This window comes from Legionella donaldsonii, assembly GCF_900452385.1.
Classification (GTDB): Bacteria; Pseudomonadota; Gammaproteobacteria; order Legionellales; family Legionellaceae; genus Tatlockia; species Tatlockia donaldsonii.
Genome location: NZ_UGOA01000001.1, coordinates 3,308,531 through 3,331,405, shown reverse-complemented (window position 1 = coordinate 3,331,405; position 22,875 = coordinate 3,308,531). Strand labels below are relative to the sequence as shown.

The window sequence follows — 22,875 nt, the reverse complement described above, 5'->3', positions numbered from 1 at the left end:
TGTCCGATTAATGGTTCCCTCTATGCCAAAAATCGATTCTAAGGAGATGATAAGCCATTTCTATCAATTCATCGATAAAAATCCAACCTGGTCTTCTTGTTCGTGCTCATTGGTCAGTATTCTGGATAACTTTTAGCCAGGGGCCAAATGTCCTCTGTTGATTGATTGCATTTTTCTTGAATGCAATGTCCTTGAATCAACACCGTGAGGTGCTTAAAAGAGATTAGAGTCAATACCTTTACTTGAAATAGTGCTGAGAAAATGACGTTATAAAAAAAGCGATCAGGATAACAAAAAATATCAAAAAAGCTGAAAGTGAAATAACAAGAAAACTTCTCGCTAAATGCTGATGCTCACCTTTGTGCCAAAATACGATGCCGAAAACAACGAAACTGGTTACTACAAGAGTAAGAATAGCTATTACCAACGTAACGAGCATGTTGAACCCCTCAATTGTTATTAATCAGTATGTTTCGCGGTGACTACCGCCTCCACCCTAACCCCTTCCACCTCATCAACAGAGTGATGCTGAATACCGCCGTTCATTATTAAGGAGCGGCAAGAAGACAGCAATACTATTCGACCAGGAGAGTATCAAAGCCATTAGAATTGCTGTTATTTGGAGCACTATGGATTACATTTTCCTGGATAAAACTTTCCAAGGTTTTTCATACGGCAAATAAAAAAACCTTGGTTATACACATGCGGTCGGTGTCGCAAAGGCTGTTTGGGCTATTGACGTTTGGGTAGTGCCACATAGAGCGAGCCGGCGTGATTTAGTGAATTTGCTTCTATACCAGCTTGAGTTCCCTCCCCCTTGTAGACGTCAACATGAGCCCCTACAATGGCACCGCCTGCATCTTGGGCTACACACCATGAAGTCGCTTTTTTGCTGTTATAAATAAAATTCATTCCGATCGGTATTACCCGGTGATCGGTTGCGCAGGATACATGGGGCGTTAGAGTAATATTTTCTGAACCGTAAGGCCCACCATCCTCTTTAGCAAAAAATACATAGCTTTGATCGCGATTTCGTAAGTCGGCCGCTTTTGATTGGTTAAGGGGGTGGTCTAAAAACTGACGAATTTGCTTTTCTGATGCCCCACTTAGTTTAATTTTTTTGGATAGGTTGCAGCGTAACTTTGTTTCATCATGGCATTTAGGATCTTTGGCGCAACGTTCCATTGTATCAAGGTTGCCACCGCAGGTTGGATCTTGCGCGCATTGGACGATGCGGCCCAGCATCGTGCGCGGCCTGCCGTTAGCGCCATCATAATTGATATGAAATAATTTGCCGTCAAGCAGTAATGAACCAGAACCTTGAAGCATCAAAAAAGGCGGGTCGTTCGGATCTTCAACATAGCCAATGATATATTTTGGATGTAAAGCCTCATGAGCGATTTCCTCCCGGTCTGGCGCTATAGAGTACGTACCATCGGCATTTTTCAAACAAAATCCACGCACCATTTTAGTAAGCGGCTCAACCCCGCAAAGAGGGGCTTTCAAATTAAGTTTTTTGGACTCCAAAGCGACACTTACCACGCCGGGGTTACTGTAGATCGGATGTAGAAAGGATCCACCACGTTGACTGCGCGCCTCGACTGGGGCTGGTGCGTAATAGGCAGTAAATTGAAACTCTCCCTTTTTAAATCCTGCATGATTGACAGGCCAGCCATCGCTTTTATACCAGTCAAATTCAGTTTTAATACTGGTTAAATAGTTTTTAAAATCACCATGAGCAGCCTTTGCAAGAATGAGCATTTTTTTGTTGGTATTCAGGCACCATTCCTGGCGTTCAAATTGACGGCCGGCAATAGTCACTGTCTGAAAGTCACCCTGGTTTTTCTTGCAGTTCTCAATTTGATTATTTAATGCCTGGATCACTTCATCCATATTGCCCACCGGGTTAACTAGCGGCAACTCAGAGGCTGAAATTTTATGAAATTTAAAAGGCAGAACACCAGGGGGCTCTTTGGCAGCCATTTTCTGTTTTGAGGTAAAGTCCACAAGCCTTCTAACATCTAGACAGCGTTGAATTGGATCAGCAGGCAGGGCTGCCTGAGTGATGATGCTAAAAACCATCAGTGCGATTATTAAAGCTGATTTAACCATTGGTATCCTTAACCTGACAATGGTTGAGCCCTCGTCCACCATTGATTTCAACTTGTAATAAGGATTATATAGGCTATTCGACCATCCATCAAAGGGCGCATACAGGGTCAAAAGAACCGTTGTAACCGGCGAAAAGACATCGGCCAGGACTAGCTCAAAGAGGCGCCTTGTTCAGAGGAACGTTTAACAGCCTATAATTCGATTTTTTGCTAAAGAAGTATAGAATTGGAATAAGATTAAAGTAATGAACTATTTTTAATGAAACCTAATCATCGATTAAAGATCATTCTGGCCAGTGCATCCCCAAGACGTTTGCAGATATTGCAAGAACATGGATTGACTGCCGTGGTTATGCCCGCCAATATTGAAGAAATCCTGCAAGAGAGCGAGGATGCCAAAACCTATGTCACCCGGCTCGCCAGAGAAAAAGCGCACACTATTTTATCGCAGGTTCCAACAGGCGCCGCTGATATCATTCTGGCAGCAGATACCACGGTGGCTTATGAAAATCATATTTTAGAAAAGCCAACTGACTATAACGATGCCTATAGAATGCTGCGCATGCTTAGCGGCAAGTCCCATGAAGTCTATACGGGGTATGCCTTAATTTTTCTTCCCGAACAACAATGGTATGTTAATTACGTAACGACCAGCATTCGCTTTCACCCTCTTACAGAAAATCAAATAGAGAACTATATCAATTCGGGGGAACCTTTTGATAAAGCCGGGGGCTATGGTATCCAGCAGGTACGGGATACGTTTGTTAAAGAAATTCGTGGCTCTTATTATAATGTTATGGGATTACCCATTGAGGAAATTTTAGAAAAAATTTCCCCGGTCTGTGCTGACTAATTTTCGGCAACCAGGAGGGTAGAATCTAGATCCATCCTATGCCAGAGTTGCTAAACTTCCTTGATGGAGCAATCTACCCCATTATCAATGGCTATGTATTTGGAAATCAGATGCGCTATAAAATTACCGAACACTATGCAAGAGGCGAAGAAAAACTGATTGCTGCCTTTAATAAATTTAATGAAGCCAGACTTTTTATGGCTCAAAAAGCATCTATTGATGAGGAAGCCAAAAAAAAAATTATTTATAGACTCTACGACGACAATGAGTTATTGCATGAATTAAATAAAACAAACATTTCTATTACCCATGCTCACTATGCAGAAGGCAATGGCGATTTGAATAATGCAGCCCCCTTTATTTTCCAGGTCATGGCTAAGACCGCAGAGTCTTTAGAAAAAGAAATGATTGCTCAATTCAATGATAAAAAGGATGCCAAACTATTTGTCGTATGCAAAATTGAAACTGACCAGACGATTCATGATAGTGATTTATTTTTTATAGTTAAAGGGAACCTTTTAATTGATACAGCGAACAAAATTATCATTGCAAATCGAAACAAAGAAGCTTCCAGAGCGAGCGGCAATGAGAAAAACCCAACTCTAAATCCTTTACCTACCAGACCCACACCCCGTGGAGGCCCTCCTGATTATTGGGTTGACAAACGGGATGACGATGAAAAGGGTAACTAACCTCACTGCTTTTTTGTAAGACATTTCTTACAAGACTTACTTGATATATCTTAATGACTCGGGGGAGTAATTAAGTCATACTGGCATCATTGGAAGTTGCAAATACCAGGACATGAAGTCCATTAAACAGGGAAATAACACAAGGATGTGTTGGCCACAGGAAGTGGGATTTGCAACTTACCAAACCAATCGACTTATTTGAGTTGCCCCTCCACTCTTGATTCTCTAAGTCACCCTTAAAAACCAGATTGATTCCTGTTATTTCACGGTGGTTTTATTCATTGGAAAAATAAGTTTTATAGACCGCCAGGTAGATATTATTATTTTCCATTTGAAGCAATACGGCATTGATACGGCTAATTAATTGGTTGTTTTTCGGTAAGGCCATGATTGCCAGCCCCTCTCCAAGGGTGATTACAGAACCAAGCGGCTTAAATGAATCCCCACCATTTTGATTCCAATAATTCACGTCCGAACGATAAAGAAAGACTGCTGACAGGGTCTTATTGTTTAAAGAGGCTAACAGCTCTTCCACATTCCCATATTGATTGATTTTAAATTGTTTCTGATAATGATTAAGTAGATAATTATATAAAACACCGCCACTGAGCTGGTCTCGTATCACTCCTACTGTTGTGCCTTTTAATTCATTGATTGAATTGATGTTATTACTTTTCAAAGTTAAAAATTGACTTTTATTCAGCATATACGGCAAGGTGAAAACAAAATTATTTTGACGAGCCTGGGAAATAGTAATACCAGCAATCGCCAGGTCGATTTTTCCTTCTTCTAATGCCTGGTATAATTGTTTGGTGTTTGCTCTTTGAATTAATCGACATTGTTCTTGCAAGTATTTGCAAATTAACCGCGACAAATCAATATCAAACCCTTCGGTAGGGGATATAACGAAAGGCGGATCATAAGCAAGAGTCCCTATCTTAATCTCACTATAAGCAGAAGAAACGAAAAATATAAACGTCACTATCAAAGTACTTATTTGTTTCATTTTTAAATCCTTTTAATCAACAGCTTTTCTCGATAGCCTAACTTAAATACCGTTATCTATTTTGCGATTTAGTGTACGTGACTAGGCACTTTCCATATCAACATCGGTTAAATCGCCTTTAAGCAAGCGAACTTGTCCATGTATTCTATATAACTGCTGATTTTCAAAATGAAAGTAGGCAATCACTTCAGCTTCTAAAGGAAGACCCCCTTTATTCTTTCCTATGGGATAATAAATTGCAAAAAGCTCGTTTCCTTTTTCAAGGATATGTTTGTAATCAATCGTATCGATTGTCATCGTTTGCCTTTGTGCAAGAACATGCTCAGTATATTCGGCACGATTCATTCTAACGCCATTAATACATTGTTCGTAATCTTTATCCTACGTTTCGCACCAAGATAAACGATTTTTATAATTATTCTGTTCAATAGCCAGGCAGGAGAAGCCTGTGCCACGCGCAGATTCTGCGGCAAGTCCATAGATTTCAAGAGCATACTGACCAAAATAAGAAATGATTTGTTGATGTACTGGTTTTAGATTAGTTACCACACGATGTTTTTGATCGTTTGTCAGGATGGTTACAACAGCTATCACGTTCATCAGCTCAGCAATCCATTTCATTGTGGGATTTTGTACTGGCTTACCCAGCTGATTGGGAAGTGCTTCATCATGCTCCTTTAAGCATTGCCTGATGTGAGCTTGAGCAAAATTGTACACCATGAGACAAAGCGTCATTACCATCATCAAGGCTGTAATTCGCTCAGGTGTTTTAAGGAAGAAAGAGTCCAGTTCGAAGGCATTGTTTTTCATGAATTTAAAGCTTGATTCGACACAGGATTGCTCTTTATATTGTTGAAGCATGGCATGATTATTCAATAGCGAGCTATCACATTGATTACTGGCCAAAATAAAGCGTCCCAGTGTTTCTTTTTTAGCACCCACCCTCTCCAGACAGGTAGAAAGACAGGCTTGTATTTGATATCCAATCACCATTTTTTGAGCTCCAGGTTTTGGGCGACCTTTCCCTGTATGGCGTTCAACAGGTAGAATCTCATAATGAATTTGGTGGTATTTGAGTGATTTGATGAGCGGTTTTAATGCCTGCTTTGCATCGTCAGGACATTGAAAGACCTGGTGACCAAGATGCCATAAGGATTTAATGAGCTCTTGAGATTTTTTATCCAAATGCCTCTGAAAAGTCTTTAGCTCTCGCAACCTCGCCTGTTGCGACTCAATCAAAACCCAGCGTTGTGGAATACCATAAAGAACCGTTTCATGAACACTTCCACGATAGTTTGCATCAAACGGCTCCCAGGTCAGAGCATCACAAGGCTTGTTCAACAATACTTTGGCTTCATTAAGCTGTGCAGGTACTCGGGTTATCCAAAACACGTTATTGAGGCTTGCCAACTGCTCTGGAACATAAAAGGCGGCATCAACCACAAAACAAAGGCCATCAGGCATCCCATGAATACTTTGTGTAAACGCTTGCACCCTCCTAACCGTCTCTTGGAAACTTGTTTTATCACTACTATTCCCATCTAAGGCCTCCATCCATAAGGGGATATTCGCAGCTCCTCCTTGTACTAGTGACAGCATCACTTGCTTTAGATCAGAGCGATTCGCTTTGGAATATCCGTAGTCTGGTTGCGCAATCCCGGGCGCGGCCTCTTCTGTGTCATAGCGGCCGTAAAGAACAAAGCTTGTACTGTCTAAATGCAGTCTCTGGCTTAGTAAATTTTTTTCTCGGGCAATCTCAAAAGCCAATTCCGAATAAAGCCTGGTCACACCGTATTCTGCGATTTTATCCAGGCAGCGACCAAGACTGTCATCATTCAGGTGTGCCGCGTCTAGTTCTGAACCAAGCAGTTGAGCCACAGGCTTATCTTGGAAAAAATGCGGCGTCATATACAACCGGCTATTCATAAAACCCAACCCATTGATAACCATCGCCGCTACTCGACGACCATAGCTTACCACGCCTCCTTTTTTTTCATTTAACTCAAGGCGTGCATCAATTCTCTCTATTATCCCTAATTCTCTAATCGTTGCTGCAACAAGTCCTAAATGCCCCAATTGCTCTGAACTTACTGTATCTCGATTCAGCATCCTTCTCTCCAATAGGTCTTTGGGAGACAAGGGTACCTGATTCTTCTCTTGTGGGCTGTGATCTTTTTCTTATATCGGCTTGATCTTTTTCTCAATTTAACTAATGCGATAATTCCTTGGGGATAATTCTAATTTTAGCTTTTTCATGCTGCGGAATGTCCGGTTTCACCTTCTTTAAATTGGGTTACCTTGTCCCCAACCTTGATCACTTTGCCAACAATTTCATGACCAGGTACAACCGGATAAACCGTACCTTGCCATTCATTGCGCGCTGTATGCAGATCAGAATGGCAGATACCGCAATAAAGAATGGCAATGTGTACATCTTCACTGCCAGGGGTTCGGCGCTCAAAAGCAAACGGCTCAAGCAAACTGGTAGGGGATTTTGCAGCATATCCTTTGGCTTTAATCATGGTACTCTCCCTGTGCCTTACTTTATGTCATATTAGTAGGCATTTGGAGGTTCTTCAAATCGCAGGCCCTATTATATGACTTTCTTCAGCACTGATGAGCATTACTCAAGCCCGGTGTGTCTACCACTCTTCCGTAGCTTGCTACGACATATCCCGGTTTTTGTCATTAAGCCAACTTTCCCCTGATCGCCTGGCCCAATAGACTCATTCCTTACATTGTTTTAAATTGTGCTGAATTGCCAATACCGTGGGATGTCTGGCACCCAAGCTTTGGGTACTGATTAGCAACGCTTTTTCAAAGAGCGGTTTCGCCTTGGCGTACTGTTTTTGCGCCCGGTATAATTCGGCAAGATTATTCATATAGGTAGCCAGATCAGGGTGTTCGGGTCCCAACGTTTTTTCAACAATGCCTATGGCTTGCAAGTAAAGGGGTTCTGCTTTGGCGTATAAGGATTGTTTGGAATAGGCTTGTGCCAAATTATTCAAACTGCCAGCCACTTCAGGATGATTAACGCCTAAAGCCTTTTGTCTCAAGTTAACTACCCGTTGAGAAAGTGTTACCGCTTCGCTGTACTTCCCTTCACGAAGATAAAGCTCTGCCAGATTATGCAATGCATCAGCCGCATTCGGGCTTTCCGGAGGTAAGCTTTTTTCATTGATAGCAATAGCCCGCAGATAAAGTTTCTCCGCTTTGTGGTGTTGATTTTTTTCAGCATACATAGTGGCAAGATTATTCAAAGAAGTAGCAACCTCAGGATGTTCAGTCCCATAGGCTTTTTCTAAAATTAATACCGCTTGCTGGTATAAATCCTCAGCTTTCGCCGCCTGCCCTTGAGCGTCATAAATTCTCGCAAGATTATTTAAATCACGCCCAATGGAAGCATGATTTGCTGGTAAGAATTTTTTATCCATTTTTAGAGCTTCCAAAGCAAATTCTTCAGCCTGATGATACTGCCCGAGAATTCGATAGACTCTGGCAAGATTACTTAAAGAAGTTGCAACATCGGGTCCCTCCCTCTCTATTTTTTTATCAATTGTTAAAGAGCGCTGATACATTAATATGGCTTTCTGATAATTCCCTTGCTCCGTGTATAAGAGACCTAAATCATTGAGTGTGACCGCTGTCATAATATGTTTTGAGCCATAATATTTTTTTTCAAGGAATAAAGCACGATTCAAAAGTGGCTCTGCTTTACTATAAAGCCCTAGAGTAATATAGAGGGAGCCTAGATTATTGAAATTTGTAGCTAACGTTGGATGGTCTTGCCCTTGAGCTCGTTCGACCATTTGTATGACTTGATGGTGAAGTTGCTCGGCCATTTCATATTTCCCTTGTGTTTCATAAAGAGAAGCGAGATTATTTAATAAAGTAGCAAGTTGACGTACGTTTTGCACAGGCTTTTTCTCCAAGAGTGCTTGTGCTTTCTTATAGAGCGCCTCAGCTTTTAAATAATTGCCTTGTTCATCTTGAATCCAACCTAAATTAGCGAGCTGTGAAGCCCACATGCGGCCATTTTTACCGTATTTTTTACCTAAGATTCTCATCGCTTTGCGAGCAAACTGCTCTGCCTCTTTATATCTTCCTTGGGCAGAATAATTTTTAGAAAGACTATCCATTGCTCCAGCAACTGCAAGGCTATCGGAGCCATAAATCTTTGTCCCCAGGGATAAAGCATAGTTATACATCATTTCAGCATGCTTATAGTTACCCTGATCATGATAGGCTGCGCCTAAATAAAGACAACTCATGGGGAATTGTTTAAGCTCGCTATGCCTAGCTACCGCAAAAGCCTGGCGCGCAAACGTAAGGGCTTCCTGGAAGTGCCCTTGTTCCTTTGCGACTAAATATTGTTTCTCGAGCTTTTCCCATGGAGTTAATTGGGCAAAGCTGGCGTGATTTATCCCTAGTAAGAATAAAAATAGCAAAACTAGCTTTGTGTTTTTCAAGTTCACCATTAACGTCTTTCCAGTTGTGAGTAACTTTCCTTTACAACATTTTCTTTTTTCTGGCCTGCAGAGCTCCCTGGTATTTGGGAAAAGAAACTATTGCGATTGGGTGCGGGGGTAGGTATTTTGGGAGCCTCAGGTACTTCCCGCTTTCCTGCTACTTTATCCCAAACGTAACTAAAAGGCTTTGCGAAATAAGATGGCCATGTCAACAGATAGTGAGCGGCCTGGGTCTGACTGGCCAATTTTAGTTGTGCGGAAGCAGTAATCTGCGCGCCAAGACCTTCTGATAGCGCACCCTGGTCAAGCAATTTTTGGCCTTCACGCATCCTGCTGAGGCTATCCTTGAATAATTGATCGACGGCTTTTTCATCATATAAAAATGAATCAGCAATCCCTAAACCAACAAAGGTCCAATTAATGGGGCCGGCTAAAGAGCCGGCGGTATAACTTAATAAAATACCAAAACTAATATCTCCTGCCGTATCAGTAATTGCTTCTTTAAGTAGATCTTTATCACCATCTACGGATTTCAAACCAAGATTGAAGGCAAACGTAATGAATACGCCTTTAGTACCCAAATAAGTTTTTATACCTAGTTTGGAGGCCACATCAGGAGACGAAAGAATCTTGCCAAGTTTTTCGGTAGTTCCGGGACCCAATTGCGTACTGAGCCGACCCCAACTATCTTCTGAAGCAGCTTTAAATACTTGCAGAATGGCAGACTTGATTTGTTGTTGAAGAACCCTCTGGGACTTTGGATCAAATTTCCCAGTTTGTTTCCGCTTATTTTCAAGCTCAGAAACAAGTATTTTAATTTGCTCTTGCTTCTCTCTCGGCATAAGTGAAAAAGCAGCTTCAACAAGCGCCTTCTCTTCCACAGGAGAAAGCGAAATACTTTCTTCAGCACTCTTTTCTCGTTCAGAAACGGATTCTTTTCTTTCACTAATCTTGTCTTTTTCAAGACTATTGTCTATTTCTTCTTCCTCCTCTTCTTCCTCATCATCATACTTTCTTCTTGAAGGCAGCGCTTTTTCATCCAGCAAGGGTATCTCAACTTCAGGTATCTCATTTATCCCTAAAGCTATGGAAATTTTATCTAAACCGGCTTGAATGTTGGCACGGGATTTCTCAAGATAATCAGTATTAGTAACAGGAATATCTAAAGTTAAATGCAATTCATCCTGTTTAATAACCTTGGTTCCATCAACAGATTCAGTATGCAGTTCGCCAACCAACTCTTTAATCTGCGTTTGTGTACCTTGTGTCCCGTGAATAACTGCTGTTTTTTCTGCCTTATAGTCAATGCGGTCAAAAACCATCTCAGCAACAGCAATGGCCTGTTCACCTGTTTCATTTGTTGCTTTTTGACCTGTTAACCGTTGCAAGTCATTCACATTAAGACTAATGCCAATCCCGCTGTAAGATTGGTGATCGACGACTTGCTCAGTAACTAGTCGGTCAATTTGAATAGTATTGACACCCTCCGTAAGAATTTCTCCGCCATGCATGGAGGCTTCATCAACATGAACGGAATGTCCGTTGTTATTAATCCCGTCAATAACATGGATACCGCTATGCTCAGTAGTAATGGCTGACGTCCCTTTACCTTTATAGGCAGATACCTGACCTGACAGGCTGACACTGGCAAATTCAGTTTGAGTCACCGTCAGGTCTTGCTTGTCAATCACATCTAATTTTTCAATTTTGGCATCCAGCGTACGTGACTCAATTCGACCGCCATCGAGCCTGACATGATGCATGGCCCCCCCCTGGTAATTTAAATCCATATTGCCGTTAGCAGATAACTCGGCATTTACATAATGGGTTGCCTGTGTCTTTTGGTGAGAATATCCGACAGACGCATCCTGCAATTCCCCAGTCAGAGAGAGCCCGAGGCTTTGGGCTGTCGTTTTTTGATCAACAAAGGAATGTAACTCCGCTGCTTTAGCGATCAACTCAGGTGCATTAACTTCCATATCGCCGCCTGCATGAACCCGAACTCCATTTTCCAGGTCAATGCCTTCGCTGGCTTCGAGGTATACATCGCCACCTCGATTAACACCACCTACCCCTTGCGTTTGGTATTGGGCTGTTGTTCTGCTTTCAGTCATAGAGAGAGTAATGGTCGGAGAAAATCCATTGGCTCCTCCAAGTCCATAGCGTGCTAATAATTCACTAGTCAGGTTATCGTTTCCAAGACCGCGCATTATGCCATTTGTGGTGTTATACAAATTAATACCCAAGTTGGCTGAGTTAGCTAATAATTCGCTCGTATTGTTACTGGATAGCATGGAATTTAGCTTGGCTAAGGTTGCATCTTCAGCAGTGAGTGTATCCATCAAATTACCAGTGCTCCTCCAAGCTTGCCAGGCTCCCATACCAGGTACCGAGATGCCTAAACGTCGTGTTTTTTCCACAACGTCATGGTCAAGAATATCCACGCCAAACTTAATGCGACCATGGGCTCTTAAGTCTAAATCACCAGCACCTGTAAAATAAGCGCCGCGTGCGTCAATAGAGCCGTCTGAAGAATGGATACGTGTTACCCCATTATCAATAAATAAGGTCGGAGTAGACTCCTGATCAATTTGTAATCGGGAGTGTTTTGATAACCCCCACAAACTGCGCGTGGATTGATAATCGCGCGATTCGGTCCTTAGACTATATAAATCAACATTATCACGGGCATAAATTTGCGTTCCTCCAGGCGATGAGAAACGGGTTGCTACTGATTTAACTCCTCCATGCTTAGTGACTAAAATATTCTGTCCAATTGCAGAATGAACCACAGAGTTGGTAACAGTAGTCGTCATGGTTACATGACGGGTAGTTTTTCCGTACCAATTTTTAGTGGTTGTGATATTTGAAATATGGGTTTCTTGCCGGGCAGCAAAGTCAAGTCCTTTATCCCCTTCGATATAATTGACGCCATTACTTACGAAATTGGAGGCATCTGAATAAACTCGGCCGTCAGCTTTAATATAAAGACCAATACCATTGGTGCCCACGCCGCTACCACCAGCAATCAGGCCGCCATTATAGGTAGTAATCAAATCATAAGCACCTTGGTAAGAACCTATATTGCACTGATTAAGGACACTTCCCCGGGCAATTAACTGCGTGTAATTTCCTGAACGAATAATCCCGCCGTAGTTTTCAATATTAGCGGCGGTTGCCTCTAGATAGGCATCTGTGCGGCCATTAATAATGCCAGCGTTCCCCATCGGTACACCCCAAGCCACCGACGCGGCATGAGAGCCTGCAGAGACGTTCTTAATGGTGCTGGCTTTAATAGCGACCGTGTTAGCGTTAACTGTTCCGCCTAAATTATAAAAACCACCTGAAGCCTCAAAATTTGCTAGTCCATTACTGTAGAGAGTATGGTTAGTTCGAATACTTCCAGCAGATTTAACATACAAATTATTATTAATAATAGTGCTTAATAAGGAGACATCACCCACAGTGGAAATCAGGCTGAGATCTTTTGCCCTGTTGTAATCTGCCGTCATCGTTATGCCGCTGGCTTTTACAGTCAAATTGCAATCACGATAAAAGGGCGAATTAAGAGTCATATAATCCAGCGTATCCAATTCAAGATTGCTGGTCACACCATAGTTTCCGTATCGTCCCAGACCGGAAGTAAATTGCGTAGCATGGGCAAAATGCTCAATATCAAAAACCGCATTATCGATAGCTGAAGCCCCATGTAAATCTGCTGTTTTGGATTTTACATAAAACAGGTTGCCATTATTGCTTCCCCCATGAGGTGCGCTAAGAAAGGTTACTTTTCCACCATGTTCATAACTTTCAGTAAAGAGGGCTGCTTGACCTTGATAGAGTAATTGACTGTTATCGATTAACTTCCCGGTAGTGATGGTGGAATCTTTAATGGTTTCGCGTCCACGAGTACTTAAATTCATTTCGTCCAATGCAACCACAGAATTATCCAGGCTTAATGTACCGTCCACATTTGTCAATGCGGTACCTTTGAGCGCGGATTTTTCAAGTGATAATTGCCCATCCTGGTCTACTCGTGTTTTATCAAGCGTTACATCAAAATTTTTTAAATGAGCTAGCCCTGAAATATCACCACTCTTAGCGGCAATAGAACCATAGGTCAGATCGATATCTGCGGATTCGCCTACCTCCAGGGTCTCACATTTTTCAACAACAGCGTCTACACCTTCTGCTTTTTCAACCTGTACACCTTTGATTGACGTATAATCGCCTCCTTTAATTGCCCCATCCAACTTTACTTTTTCGGCTTCTATGGCAAACGTATTTTGCGGTTTAAATTCTTTTTCAAGGGCTGGAGTATTACCAGATTGTGTTGCTGTTTCCTCCTTGGCCACGAATAATTCATCTTCTGCTGTCTGTTTGCCGTTTATTACAGAACCGGCTTTTAAATGAGCCCTTTCCGCAGAGACTGATAAAGCATTTTGATAGTCAACTTTGCCTCCAACCTCGAAATGACCGGTAGCCACATGCACATTATCTGTCTTAAATTGGCTCGTTTCCCCGGTGACAAACTCATCGGTATAATTAAAACGGGTGCTTTGAGCTGTAAGCCCTCCTACGGAAACAAAACTTGTACCCTTTAGTGATGAATAGCCTTCTATAGCAGTAGTCGCAGTAACAGAATCAGTGACTTCACTAATCTCCCCAACACAATCATCAAGCCTCATTACAGCGTTCTGTTCCAGCTCATGCATATTTAGAGAGAATTTGGAAAGCTCCAACTGGCCTGAATTTTCTGTGGCTATGCCTTCGATAGATCCATTGGTCAGTTTAATGTCGGCATGTTCTTCTACAGTCATTTTTTCAAACTTGGCAACCGTAGTTTCTTTATTTTCACCGGTTTGGGTCGACGCAGTCGATTGAGCTGTCTTTCCTTGGATTTGCGTGTAATCCCCGCCGCTCATTTTGCCATCAAATACCACTTCACGTGCATGAATTTGCAAAATATGTTGGGGTTTAAACTCTTTTTCTACATCTACTGTAGCTGCATCGGTACCTGACATGGGTTGTTCACCTGTTGATGCAGTTTGTTCCTTGGGAATTTCGGCTTTAGGTACAAATAACTCGTCTTTACTGGTTTGTTTGCCAGTTACAATTGAATCTTCTGCTAAAACCGCTTTATCTGCTTCAATAACAAGCCCATCCTGATGTGCTAACTGCCCGCCAAGCGAGAACTCCTGCGCACCAATAAAAACCTGGGAGGTGTTGGCTGTAGAATTTTCATAGGTTCTAAATTTATCGATATAAATGAATCGGGCTCTTTGAGCAGCAAAATGGCCTTCTGACCCATAACTGGTGCCAGTAACCCACATATCAGAATATTCAGTTATGGCGTCTCTGTTATCATTAAATTCCTCTATTCTTGCTTGACCGTTACTTAAGTCAAACTGTCCTTCTTGGGTGAGGCGATCAATAGCCACATAGGCATTATTACCCCGAATGTCTCCTTTGTTTACTGTTTTACCCGCATTAAAGAGAAACCGATTAACGCCTTGTATATCACCTGTGTTATAGGCATAACGAGTTGAGAAACATGCCTCGCTACCGCCAGACCAGCCACTATTAAAAAACGCCAGGTTCTCGACATTGTGTGATAGAAGAGAACACTCCGCCCCAGTATTAAGGCTAAAGAGACTTCTTTTCTTGGTAGTAGGGGCCAGGCTGACCCCAGAATTGATACTAATTAAAGAGTCATCGAAATAATTACCTAAAACAAAACCTGCAGAACGTTTACCAAAATTTTGGTAATCAAACTGAGATGCGGCTGATTTGAGATGGGAATAGGAGTAACTCTCGAGATCAAAAACCCTTTTCATAGCAGGATAATCTTTACTCAAACTGGATAATTCACCAGGAATTGAGTAAGCCATATTAAAAGCACTATATGCAGTTGAAGCAAGACCTTTAAGCTGGCAAAGCTCTGCCATCAACTCATGTCGACGCATGCTCCTATACCGCTTCCAATTAAAGTCTTTAGTCATGCTATCCAAATTAAAATCTTTAGCTCTGTTATAAAGAGACGGCTCGTTGTACCAAAGCCCTAAGCCCATAAATCCCAGGTTAACCGCATTACTGTATCCGGGAAACAGGGTGGTCAAGGCTATTTTGCCTACTGCTGCAAAATTACCCCATGTAAAAAGATGCTGAGGATCTGCCGAGAAGTTAGGAAGTACTAATCCACCATTAACTGACAATAATGTAGAGTTTGAATAATTATTAGCTGCAATTAGACCAGAATTAACGCCATAAAAACCCGCTACGGATAATGATTTTCTGGCATAAACCTGCCCCATTAAATTAAGAAAATTGCTGTGAGTCGTCATATTTTCGGCAGAGAAAGAGCCAAAATTGCGTACTTGATCATCCAATCCCAGATAAAGGCTACGTGCCTCCCAGGAACCATGATTAGTCAGCATTCCTCCGGTTACGCTCAGTTTCCCAGTAAAATTTGTAGTGCCTGAATGCACATATTTTTCAGCTTCAATCAATAAATCAGAGGTCCCTTTTATCGTAGCAGCCTCAGCAGCATGTAATTCTTTATTCACCTTAATTAAAGAAATGGTTTTTTCTTGCTGTTTCCCACTATCTACTTCGGGTTTATCCTGAACATCCAAAGTACCCCTGACGAGCATGTTTTCAGCTTCTACCTTTGACCGCCCCTCCAAGGTTAACGTCGCAGAGGAAAAAACCTGTACGTCCTCTTTAGTTACCAAGGCAGAATTACTTACATCCATCCTGCCAAAGGTTGTAAGAGTATCTGCAGCTACTGCTGAATTTTCCAGCCGGGCATGACCTTCTAAAGCAATAACAATCAAGCCATCTACAGTAACCTCTGACATAGAGTTAGCTGCAAAGCCGTCATAAATAGATAGCTCTTCTGTAGATAAAAGACTGGAGCACAATTCGGTGCGTCCAAACGCTTTAAATTTTTTGGCAAAAACTCTTGAACCAGTACTGATAACCGTTGAGTCTGAACTATTAACAAGCTCAGAATGAGCAACCAGCGTACTACCTTCGTTCAGGCTAAGCTCAGAACGTTCTCTCAATTGAGCTGATGTTGTCAATACTACAGAGCCTTCATTTAACTCGAGTTTACTGGCTTTTGTTCGAAGTTCATCCTTGATCTCAACAGCGCTTGACTCAAGCTTAAGAGTCGCATTCTCCTGCCATAAAATGTTGCAAAATAACTGCGAATCCTTAGCCTTCATAGCCCCTTGCGAATGCAACAGCCGCACCTTCATAATACTGCTGTTCTCTAACTCAATCTCACCATTCATATAATTTCTTATATGATCTTCCGTAATAAATTTTGCATTATAGAGTTTTAAATGGGCTCGCAAATCATGAATGATTTTTTTCTCAGAAACACCATAAAAAGTAGACGAGTCAAAAGTGATGTGATCCAGGCAAGAAAGTAATTGAGTGGTTAACCCACATCCTTTAAAAACAACTTGTTCTGCATTCTCGCTGCCCTGCAATTGAAGGTACCCTGAATGAGAAAATAATAAGTTTATGGTTGCTTTTTGAGATATTATTTTTAATGAATCCGCATTCAATTGGGCTTTATTAATTGACAACTCACCATCCAGAGTCATTGTCTTTCCTACAATATGTGACTCCGCTAATTCGGTAACACCTCTTAATTGCACGAGGGCATCAGCATTTATAGTTGACTTCTTACTGGTAAACTTCCCATTTATAGTTTTTAAGTAGGTTGTTTCTACATCAGTGCTTTCAAAAGACAGTTCTCCTGATGCTTCGATAGAATGATGCGCTTTAACATTACAATCATGAACTATTGAACGAGCCTCCCTGGCTAAAAATAGTTTTTCAATTTCAATCTCGGATCGATTTTGAAGTGCCAAAAAACCAGCATATACCTTGCAAAATTGACCTTTGTACGCAGTGTCGCTTACAAAAAACTCACCACCACACACATTGGTCAGGGAGGCATTAAAAACACAATTTTTTAGTTCCGTGAATGCGTGGTTATGTTGTGTAAACTCGCCAGCAACAGTTAACAGGGATTGGTGTGCGTCGAATGTCCCGCTTTGTTTAACAAATTGGGTTTCCGCGCTGCATTGATCGAATAAGAGTTCACCCTGGTTATCCGTTTTATTGATAGAACATTTCGTATTAAAAAAATGAGCAACAGCAATTTCATCAACCAGTAATTCCTGGTCAACAATAAAGCTCCCTTCTTTATTTCCTTCTAAATTCCCGATACGGGCCTGCGTGTCTCCGTGTAGTTGCAAGTAGCGGGCATGGATATGATTATCACCAGAGAAACGGAAAGTAGACTGTGCTGTTTCATGTCCCCAAACCAGGATAGTCGAGGTCAAAAAGCACTCCCTGTTAACTGTTAGCTCGCCTCTCATCTCACATTGGGCAGCAATAAAGCGTAACGAGGTTACCGAGGTTTTAACAGAAGCATCTTGTTTAAAGCATTGCGTAGAGACATCCAATTGTCCTGAAAGTTGGAGGTCCGCTTCTTGGTGAATGTATGAGGCATTAATTACCAAGTGCTGCCCGTTAACCGGTGCTAAAAGGCCGACTCCTTGACGTGTGTTTAAAACAATAGTGCCTTCAGAGGTAACCGCATCAGCCAACCATAAAGCGTCTGCATCAATAGCGACAGTAGCGTCACTATCTAATTTTCCTTTGAAAAATAAAGGACCTTGGGCTTTAATCAAACATTCTTTAACTTTAAGCGCAGCAAATAAATTCACCTGCTTTTCAGTATAGGATTGCACAATTAAACGGCCATCCTCTCCATAATGCCATTCTAAAATTTTCGTTTGATTGTCATAAAGCGCACAATGGGAACTGGCCTTTATCAGGCTTTCTGTGATCGTGTATTCATTGTTTTCATCGGGTTTGATTAGGGCATGCCTTTTGTGCTGGTCATGCCACTCGATCTCGGGTAAATAATCTTCCCGCCCCTTGCGAGGTAATACACCAAGATCCTGGGTTCCCACAGGTAAAAGTTCGGCTGTACCTGGCATGTTCCTTCGGTTCCTTGCTTTAGTATAAAACTGAATTGGCACCCCTGGGAGTGCACTAACGTTAGATTCTGATCTCTACGCGCTTTTTCCTTTGAGACATTGAGGTATCTGAGGCAGCTACCTGTGGTGAGGGATTAAAATTGCTCTGATTTGAACTTGCATAAAAGCCATGTTGAGTGAGTGCCTTGGCTGAATTGTCTTGAGAGTCTATTGTGGGGAGTCCCGGAGATTGATGTTCGACTTTCTCTGGCTTGGAAAGGTCACCTCCAGTCGGGCTTGGGGAATCGTCGACCCTGGATGTTCCTGGATTTAATCTGGCCTGATTTTCATGTACATGGTCTTCGAGATTAGTTATTCTAGTATTGTGTTCCTTGAAAAGATTATCAAATTTCATGTTAAGACTGTCATATTGAGGTTGCCCTTCATTTTCTAACGACTTCTGCTTCTCACTATTTTCCCCATCTTTTACTACTTTAAGCATCCTCTCAGCCAATTTTTCATTCCGCGAATCTTCGGTTTCTTTGAACTCCTCTTTCGCATCATTTTCGCCATTAATGAGCCCTACTAAATTATTTATTTGACATGCTCCTGCAACTATTAACCCCAAAGTTGCAGCAGCGGGGAAAGTTATATGAAGAAGGACAGCAGCTCCCTTGGCAATCAGGCCTCCCGTACCTACAGACAATGCTGTACCTGTTAGTATTGATTTAATTTTCATATGCCACTCTATTATTAATTTTTAATATATTGATAGTTAACAAATTATTTGTAAGAAAGACTTGACTCGGTATTGTGGCTTTCAGATATTTGCATTCGTTGATGTCTTAGATTTTCAAATTGCCCAACAACTTCTTTAGCCAGTTCCAATACTGTGGCATGATGCTCAGAGGTTTCTTTGTGCATTTGACTTATATAATGAGGATCAGAGATAGCGAGCTTAGAACAAAAATCAGGGTAAGATTCAAGGGCTGAAAAAAGTTGCGCAAGACGCTCTTTTATTTCTAATGTTGTCTCAGATGCTCCTTTTAGTAACCGAATTTCCTTTTGTAATTTAGCAGGATCTGAAAAAAAGCGTTGTTGCTTGCCAGAAGATTTATCTAACTCAGGTAATTTGGGAAGCGGCATCTCATTAACAGCCCATAGAACCTCACGAATCTCTTGTTTGTCTGAAATAACTTGTTCAAGCAGATTATTATAATCTTCAAGCTCCTTAAGCCTGTTCGGTTGGCGTTTGTTTTTTTTGGGTCCTTCATGAGTAACTGACTGAATAAAAAGGGAGGCGCACAGAGTATAAGCCCCTAACCCAATCACCAAGCCAGGAGTACCCAGCACGGGATAAGACAAAAAAGTCATCGCATATGAAGCAGCAGTGAGGCTCAACCAGGTTAGTTGCGGAAAAAAAGTAGCGATGAGAAGAGTAGTTAAACGGGTCAGGTGTAAACAAAGTAAGCCAATATCCAACGTGAGTTTTGCAAGTGCTGCCAAGGCTGCCTTTGGTGTCTTATAGAAATGCTCTCCTGCTACGGAAAAATCGAGGGTGAGCAAGGAATAAAGTGCGTTACCCAGTTCCTTAAAAGTCTCAACAACCAGAGTAAGTCCGGAATACAAATAACGCCACTGCCATAACCACATTTGGGCATTAATTTGCCTAAACTCATCAAAATTCTCGATGCGATGGAAAAAATAGTCTTTGGGTTTTAGCGAAAGACTTGCTTTGAGCTCTCTTAAATGGGCAATTTCTATTTCAGAAAAATACTCTAACATTCTGTTATCCTTTTAACGCATCACCAGGAAACGGTTACCGATTAGCTTCCCTTTAAAATATGGATAATTTGTCTTCCTGAGCCACTCTCAATTAGAGAGTAATGATATTTGAGGTTTGTATTTTGTTCTTACTCTGACATGCAACTTTGGATTCACCCTTTAATTGACTTGGAAAAACAACCAACAATACCCGGGTAGGTTGGGGTATTGTAGAATTTTCCACCGTTTATCCATGAGTTGAACGTATAAAACCTTTTTCCATATTTCTGAGGTACAACGGGTACTTCAGTTGAGGCCGGCATGATACCTAAGTGCCTTTTTATTTTCAATAAAAAAGCTGGTTCAATAGGAAGTGGCTTCTAAAGAAGCCTAATTTGTTCAATAAAATCAGCCAGGGGCACATAGGTTGCCCACGACTTAAAACGGAATCTTCCTAGACCAGCTTTTCAAGGGTGTTAAATTCTATATACTTAGTTCCTTCGGATAATTTAGGTAATTAGCAACATTGCAGGGAACGCATAATGAGTACTATTTTTTCATCGGAAATAAAAGACAACATAGAAACTGATAAAGTCGCCGCCGTTTTAAAATGGATTCTTCTGATAACTGCAATCATCTGCTTTATGATCCTGATATGGGGTACGGTCAAGACTTATCAACTAGCCCCGCCATTACCGACGAAATTTATCAGTGAATCCGGCGAGACTATCATTACTGCCGACGATATCATTGCGGGCAAAGCGGGTTTTCAGCGTGCTGATCTGATGGATTACGGTAGCCTATATGGTATGGGCTCGTATTTCGGTGAGGATTTCACTGCGAAATACCTTGTGCAACTTGGACGATTAATTGAAGAAAACATCGCTCAAACTGATTTTGGAAAATCCTTTGCCAATTTATCAGAGGGAGACCAATACGTTACTCGTAACAAGATGCAGCAACTTTTGCATGAAATAAGACTCGATCAAAGCACAGCCATTTTATTACCCCCTGTTGTAAAGGCTGTCAGGCAATTGCAAGTCGATATATCGCAGGCACTTCTTAACCATAATTTTGAAACGGGTTACACCCGCGCCTATAGTCTGGACAATCAAAGCGCGTTACAAACGGCCAGTTTTTTAATTTATTCCTCGCTGACAACCATTGCCCACCGACCTGGGAAAAATTATTCCTATACGAATAACTGGCCGCATGAGCCCACCCTGGGCAATCTCCCCACCTCCGCAACCTTCTACTGGACCTGGATTTCTTTTTGCTTTGTATTCCTTGGTTTTGGGGCGGTGCTTTATGTCTATCATCGTTATTTAAGCGAATTGGATACGGGCGTCATGAGCCCTGTCCTTTTAGGATTTAAACCGCTTACAGACAGTCAGCGAAAGTTAGGCCAGTATTTTGCTGTAGTTGCCCTTTTTCTATTAGCCCAAATCCTGGTTGGTGCGATCATGGCGCATTACTATACCGAACGAGACGGGTTTTATGGCCTCTCTATTAATGCCTTTTTGCCATTCAATTTCCTGCGTGATGTCCATACGCAAACACCCATTATCTGGATAGGGCTTTCCTGGATTAGCGCGGCTATATTTCTCGCGCCCATCATTAGCGGCAAGGAAGCCAAAGGACAGGGGTTTTTAGTCGATTTGCTGTTTTGGGTCACGCTATTTGTGGTTGGTGGAGCGATTCTTGGCAATTATCTTGGCATTATGGGCTATGTAAATCCTGTCTGGTTTTGGTTGGGTAATCAGGGCTTGTCCTATATTCAACTGGGTAGGCTCTGGCAAATCGGCTTTTGTATCGGCCTGTTCCTCTGGAGTTTTATTGTTTTCAGGGGCATGTGGCCGACATGGGAGCAACTAAAAACAGCCACCGTGGAGTTCTGGACTGGTCGAATCCGCCTGGAACATCTTTTCTGGGCAAGCACAATCAACGTCGCTGTACTGTATTGTTTTGGTATGATCCCTTTAACGGGCATTGAAAAATCCTTCACCATCACTGATTTTTGGCGTTGGTGGGTTGTGCATCTTTGGGTAGAGCAGTCCTTTGAATTTTTTACCGCCTGCGCCACGGCCTATCTTTTAATGGGTACCGGATTAGTTTCCAGACGGTTAGCGGAGCGTATTGTCCTTCTTGAATCAATCCTGATTTTTCTGGGTGGCGTTATTGGTACAGGACACCATTGGTATTGGACGGGTACACCGGATATCTGGATACCGTTGGGAACCATGTTTTCATTTATTGAAGTATTGCCTCTCGTCCTGTTAATTATTGATGCGATTGAGGATTATCAACGCATCAGGAAACAGGGTAATTTTACTTATAAATTGGCTTATCTTTATATTCTGGGCGCGGCTTTTTGGAATTTTGTCGGAGCAGGGGTATTCGGCGGCGGGACACTCAATGCCCCGCTGGTCAATTTTTATGAGCACGGCACCTTCCTTAGCCTGAATCATGCCCACACCGCCTTATTCGGCGCATTTGGTTTACTCGCACTGGGGTTAATTTATTTTTGCCTCCGTTATGCTGCAGGGAATCAACTGATCTGGAGTGACCGTTTAGGGGTATGGGCATTCTGGCTTTATAATGCGGGTCTGGTTTTATGGATTTTTTTAAATTTCTTCCCCATTGGTTGGGCTCAATTGATGGATGTTTATGAAAATGGGCTTGCCCACGCAAGAAGTCTTGAGTTTTACAATACCACCTTGTTATGGCAATGGTTACGCCTTCCCGGGGATGTGGTCTTTGCGCTTGGTGCACTATTAATGGCTTATGATTTCTTCATTAAATTGCGGCCATTTTTTCCAAAATTGGCTCGGGCACGTAGCATGCCTGCCAGGGTTACGACTGATTAAGTGGTTAAAATAAATTGATTGCCTTATTCAGATTGATAACCTGACGATCGCTTATTTTTGCGAGACAGCCAAAGCAACGCTTTGGCTTTTCCTGATTCGTTTGCCTCT

At 41.9% G+C, this 22,875-nt stretch carries 12 protein-coding genes; 3 read left to right on the top strand and 9 right to left on the bottom strand.

The features are described 5' to 3' along the window. Positions 1 to 732: 732 nt before the first annotated feature. Positions 733 to 2,112, bottom strand: coding sequence for an MltA domain-containing protein (locus tag DYC89_RS15040; RefSeq protein ID WP_115222524.1), 1,380 nt, complete (start codon positions 2,110 to 2,112; stop codon positions 733 to 735). Between the two features lie 258 nt (positions 2,113 to 2,370). Between DYC89_RS15040 and DYC89_RS15035 the strand changes: the two genes are divergently transcribed. Both DYC89_RS15035 and DYC89_RS15030 read left to right on the top strand, forming a co-directional pair. Next, positions 2,371 to 2,964 (top strand): Maf family protein, encoded by a 594-nt coding sequence (locus DYC89_RS15035; protein WP_115222523.1) that lies wholly within the window; start codon positions 2,371 to 2,373, stop codon positions 2,962 to 2,964. Positions 2,965 to 3,074: 110 nt separating this feature from the next. Continuing rightward, positions 3,075 to 3,656 carry a hypothetical protein gene (locus DYC89_RS15030; protein ID WP_115222792.1) on the top strand — a complete coding sequence of 194 codons (582 nt, stop codon included), beginning with the start codon at positions 3,075 to 3,077 and terminating at the stop codon, positions 3,654 to 3,656. A 274-nt stretch (positions 3,657 to 3,930) separates the two neighbouring features. On the opposite strand, the gene DYC89_RS15025 is transcribed toward DYC89_RS15030, so the two are convergent. The 8 genes from DYC89_RS15025 to DYC89_RS14990 all read right to left on the bottom strand — a co-directional run bounded on the left by DYC89_RS15025 (position 3,931) and on the right by DYC89_RS14990 (position 19,921). Then, positions 3,931 to 4,662 carry a transporter substrate-binding domain-containing protein gene (locus DYC89_RS15025; protein WP_115222522.1) on the bottom strand — a complete coding sequence of 244 codons (732 nt, stop codon included), beginning with the start codon at positions 4,660 to 4,662 and terminating at the stop codon, positions 3,931 to 3,933. A gap of 81 nt (positions 4,663 to 4,743) precedes the next feature. Beyond that, positions 4,744 to 5,007, bottom strand: coding sequence for a hypothetical protein (locus DYC89_RS15020; RefSeq protein ID WP_115222521.1), 264 nt, complete (start codon positions 5,005 to 5,007; stop codon positions 4,744 to 4,746). A gap of 36 nt (positions 5,008 to 5,043) precedes the next feature. Then, the gene (locus DYC89_RS15015) at positions 5,044 to 6,771 is read right to left on the bottom strand and encodes an IS1634 family transposase (protein WP_115220201.1); all 1,728 of its coding nucleotides are present in this window, start codon (positions 6,769 to 6,771) and stop codon (positions 5,044 to 5,046) included. A 143-nt stretch (positions 6,772 to 6,914) separates the two neighbouring features. Beyond that, on the bottom strand, positions 6,915 to 7,184 hold the full coding sequence (locus DYC89_RS15010) for an alcohol dehydrogenase catalytic domain-containing protein (RefSeq protein WP_115222520.1): 270 nt from the start codon (positions 7,182 to 7,184) through the stop codon (positions 6,915 to 6,917). A 204-nt stretch (positions 7,185 to 7,388) separates the two neighbouring features. Next, on the bottom strand, positions 7,389 to 9,140 hold the full coding sequence (locus DYC89_RS15005) for a tetratricopeptide repeat protein (RefSeq protein ID WP_115222519.1): 1,752 nt from the start codon (positions 9,138 to 9,140) through the stop codon (positions 7,389 to 7,391). Continuing rightward, entirely contained in the window at positions 9,140 to 18,157 is a 9,018-nt protein-coding gene (locus tag DYC89_RS15000; RefSeq protein WP_115222518.1) for a hypothetical protein, read from the bottom strand. The genes DYC89_RS15005 and DYC89_RS15000 overlap by 1 nt, the downstream gene beginning before the upstream one ends. A gap of 61 nt (positions 18,158 to 18,218) precedes the next feature. Further along, the gene (locus tag DYC89_RS14995; RefSeq protein ID WP_115222517.1) at positions 18,219 to 18,875 is read right to left on the bottom strand and encodes a hypothetical protein; all 657 of its coding nucleotides are present in this window, start codon (positions 18,873 to 18,875) and stop codon (positions 18,219 to 18,221) included. A 44-nt stretch (positions 18,876 to 18,919) separates the two neighbouring features. After that, positions 18,920 to 19,921 carry a hypothetical protein gene (locus DYC89_RS14990; protein ID WP_115222516.1) on the bottom strand — a complete coding sequence of 334 codons (1,002 nt, stop codon included), beginning with the start codon at positions 19,919 to 19,921 and terminating at the stop codon, positions 18,920 to 18,922. Between the two features lie 521 nt (positions 19,922 to 20,442). Here DYC89_RS14990 and DYC89_RS14985 point away from each other — a divergent pair. Further along, entirely contained in the window at positions 20,443 to 22,767 is a 2,325-nt protein-coding gene (locus DYC89_RS14985; protein WP_115222515.1) for a nitric-oxide reductase large subunit, read from the top strand. Positions 22,768 to 22,875: the final 108 nt, after the last annotated feature.